Raw genomic sequence first — 3595 nt, forward strand, 5'->3', positions numbered from 1 at the left:
TGGCTGCAGGAACTCGCCGCCGACGCCGCCGGGCGCGCCGACATCGCCCGGCGGACACTGAACGGGACCGTCAAGGCACTGGGGAGCCGCGTCGAGGCCGTGGCGCAGGCCTCCGCGGCCCAGGAGCACGTGGCCCAGGTCCTCGCGGGGGACGCCCGGGACGCCTACCGGGACGCCGTCGCCAGGATCCTTGAGGCCACCCGGGACGGCGCCCTCCTCCGGGGCGAGGTCCTGGCCCGCTGGCAGGATTTCGTGGGCACGGGCGAGTTCTTCCGGGCCATGGAGCAGAATATTGGCCGGTTCAGGGACCGAATGGGTGCTTTCTTCCGGGGCGAACCGACGCCGGCCGTGCGGGTGGAGACGGCGATCGAATCCGGACTGCAGGCCGTCATCATCGATGAAGCCGCCACTGCGGCGGAGTCGACCGACCAGCGCTGGCGCTCCGACCCGGCCGGCCGCCAACTGCTCGGCGCCGACGACCTCTCCGGAACCTCCGAGGGTTTCGCGGGGAAAGCGGCTGCCGAGATCAGGGCCTGGCAGGGGAGCCTCATGGAACTCATCCGGACCGAAGGCCAGGGAAAGCGCACGCAGGCCCGCTGGCTGTCCTTCGGCATCAACGGCCTCGGTGCCGCCCTGATGATCGTGGTCTTCTCCATGACGGCCGGACTCACCGGGCTGGAGATCGGCGTCGCAGGCGGCACCGCCGTCGTCGGGCAGCGGCTGCTGGAAGCGGTCTTCGGGGAGGACGCCGTCCGCCGGCTCGCCAAAACGGCACGCGAGGATCTCCACGCCCGCTGCCAGCTGCTGCTCCAGGCCGAGCAGCAGCGCTTCCTGGCCCGGCTTGATGTCTCCGGCGGCGTCCCTCCGGCAGTACTCGAGGGCCATGCCGCGGCGCTCCGCCGGCTGGCGGCCTCGGCATGAGCCGCCACGGCGCCGCCGCCGAGGCCTCCCGGCTGGACCGCCGCCTCGATGCCCTGAACGCGGCGCGCGAACTCGCCGCGGGCGCGCTCCCGGAGGATGTCCTGGACGCAGTGCTCGAGGTGCTGGACCGGGCCAGTTCCCGGCGTTCCCTCTCGGCCGACCACACCGTTGTCGGCTTCTTCGGGGCCACCGGCAGCGGAAAGTCCTCGCTCTTCAATGCCGTCAGCGGGGAGGACATCGCGACGGCGGCCGTCCGGCGGCCCACGACGTCCGAGCCGCTCGCCGGCATCTGGGGCGCCGAGGGCAGCGGGGAGCTGCTGGACTGGCTGGAGGTCCGGAACCGGCATCACGCGACACCGGTCCCCGATTTCGCCGACGAAGGCACCGGACTCATCCTCCTGGACCTTCCCGACTTCGACTCCACCCGCGCCGCCAACCGGGAGATCGTGGAGCGGATGGTGGGACTCGTCGACGTCCTTGTCTGGGTGCTCGATCCGCAGAAGTACGCGGACGCCGCGGTTCACAACGATTTCCTGGCACCGCTCGCGTCCCACGGCGCCGTCACCCTGGTGGTGTTGAACCAGATCGACCGGCTCCCGGCACAGGAGGTCCGCCCGGTGCTGGACTCGCTCGGCGGCATCCTGGCGCGGGACGGGCTCGGCAAGGTACAGGTCATCGGCGCCTCCGCCCTGGTGGGGAGCGGGGTGGAGAACGTCCGGGCCGCGATCCGCCAGGTGGCCACACAGCGGCAGGCCCAATCGCAGCGCCTGGGCGCGGACGTCACCCGGGCCTCGGCCCGGCTCGCTGAGGCATCCGGTGTGGGCGAGGCAGCCGGGGTCACCGCAGCGTCGAAGGCGAGCCTGGCCCAGGAACTGTCCGTGGCCGCGAACGTCCCGCTTGTGGTGGACGCCGTCGTCCGGTCCTACCGGCTGGAGTCGACCCGCCGCACGGGCTGGCCGGTGACACGCTGGCTGGTCCGCTTCCGGCCCGATCCCCTGCGGCGGCTGAACCTGCGCCGGGAGGGCATCAGGGCGGAACTCAACCGCACCTCGCTGCCACCGGCCGGCGCCCCGGAGCGTGCCCGCACGGATGCCGCCGTCCGGGAATTCGCCGATGCGGCCTCCGACGGCGCCCCCGGCCCCTGGCGGGCCGTAATCCGGGCTGCGGCCCGCGAGGGCCGCGAGCAGCTGCCGGATGCGCTGGACCAGGCCATCGCCACCACGGAGCTGAAAGCCGGCCGCAAGGCCTGGTGGTGGACGGCGTTCAACATTGTGCAGTGGCTGGCCCTGCTGACAGCCCTCGGCGGCTTCGCCTGGCTCGGCGTCCTCGCCGCGCTGGGCTATTTCCAGCTTCCCGTCCCGCAGGTGCCGCTCGTGGCGGGCTGGCCGGTGCCGACCGTGATGATCGCCGGCGGTGCACTGCTCGGAATTGTCCTGGCCGTCCTGGCGAAGTTCATCGCGGCCGCGGCCGCCCGTGCCCGGGGCGCCGCAGCCCGGAAGCGGCTCAAGGCGTCCGTCGCGGCGGTCGCGGCGAAACTGGTGGTGGAACCCGTGGAGCTGGAGGTCAGCCGGCTGGCATCCTTCAACAAGGCACTGCGGGCTGCGGCGCGCTGACCGGGCTCCGTCTACGCCGGCGCTGCGGCGTCGCGGACCTTGACCATGGTGCGCAGGTTGCGGGTGGTGGTGGAGGCCTTGTACTTCGGCTTTGAGGAGAGCTTGCTGAACGGGCTGTCCAGGGTGCCGCCCGCCGGGGCCAGCCAGGCCAAGGCCTCCGGACCCAGCATTGTCAACTCGGCCCCGTCCGCTGCGCTGCCGGCCGCATACAGCTCGGCAAGCACTTGGGCGTCCGAGCCGAGCGTGAGATAGGTGTGCGTGGATTTGTCGTCCGCCGGGTAGGGACACGCCGCGACCAGTTCGCTCACCCGCTCCGCCGCCAGAACCACCACCCAGGCGTCATAGCCGAATGCCTCCCGGAGGCAGGCCTCGAATTCCTTCTTGACGCCGGCCGGGGACAGCTCACTCGAAAGCACGACGTTGCCGCTGGCCAGGAGCGTCTTCACCGCCGAAAACGGCCGGGACTTAAGGGCTTCTGTCAGTTCGGCCATCCTGATGGTCACGCCACCGACATTGACCCCACGCAGAAACACCGCATAGCTGTTCATGCGGACAGCCTAATGCTTCCGCTACGCAGAACCTGTGCTTCCTGTAGTCGTGCACCGCGGAGCCCGTTGGTTCATGGTGGTCGGTTTGGTTGTCGGCTCCGGTGTCGCGCTGCCACCCGGCTGGTTCATCTTTTTGTCGGAGCCCAGATCTACGCTTGGGGTATGGAAAGCAGCACATCCTGGAGTGTGGAGAGCGGGGAGGCCCTGGCGGCTCTCGCCGCGTCGACGGCTGCGCTTGCTGCTTTCATCGGCGCCGGTGCGGACCACCCGGAGCTGCGGAACGCCGACGCGCTGCCCGGCCCCGACGCCCCCGGTGCCGACGCCCTGCCCGGCCCTGACGCCCCCGGTGCCGACGCCCTGCCGCGGGGCAAGGATCCGCTGCTGGACGCGGTGGCCGTCCGGGACACGGACCCGTTCCGGGGTGTGGATCCGTTGCGGGATCTGGCCGATGATTGCCTGGATGGTTTGGCGGGGGTGGCGCGGCTGGAGGCGAGTGCGGCGGCGTTGAAGGTG

The 3595-nt window shown here is 71.3% G+C and carries 2 protein-coding genes and 2 pseudogenes; 3 read left to right on the forward strand and 1 reads right to left on the reverse strand.

What is annotated here, in order from left to right:
- Both BJQ90_RS13340 and BJQ90_RS13345 read left to right on the forward strand, forming a co-directional pair.
- Nucleotides 1-921: pseudogene (locus BJQ90_RS13340) on the forward strand (ABC transporter); the annotation flags it as partial.
- On the forward strand, nucleotides 918-2534 hold the full coding sequence (locus BJQ90_RS13345) for a GTPase (protein ID WP_226760736.1): 1617 nt from the start codon (nucleotides 918-920) through the stop codon (nucleotides 2532-2534). The pseudogene BJQ90_RS13340 and the gene BJQ90_RS13345, both read left to right, overlap by 4 nt.
- A gap of 11 nt (nucleotides 2535-2545) precedes the next feature.
- On the opposite strand, the gene BJQ90_RS13350 is transcribed toward BJQ90_RS13345, so the two are convergent.
- The gene (locus tag BJQ90_RS13350; RefSeq protein ID WP_226760737.1) at nucleotides 2546-3082 is read right to left on the reverse strand and encodes a DUF1697 domain-containing protein; all 537 of its coding nucleotides are present in this window, start codon (nucleotides 3080-3082) and stop codon (nucleotides 2546-2548) included.
- 162 nt (nucleotides 3083-3244) lie between these two features.
- On the opposite strand from BJQ90_RS13350, the pseudogene BJQ90_RS13355 reads away from it, so the two are divergent.
- A pseudogene (locus tag BJQ90_RS13355) lies at nucleotides 3245-3595 on the forward strand (hypothetical protein); the annotation flags it as partial.

Source organism: Arthrobacter sp. SO3, assembly GCF_020532825.1.
Lineage (GTDB): Bacteria > Actinomycetota > Actinomycetes > Actinomycetales > Micrococcaceae > Arthrobacter.

Coding starts and splice junctions, on each gene's coding strand:
- BJQ90_RS13345 (WP_226760736.1), top strand. CDS start 918: ATGAGCCGCCACGGCGCCGCCGCCGAGGCCTCCCGGCTGGACCGCCGC.
- BJQ90_RS13350 (WP_226760737.1), bottom strand. CDS start 3,082: ATGAACAGCTATGCGGTGTTTCTGCGTGGGGTCAATGTCGGTGGCGTG.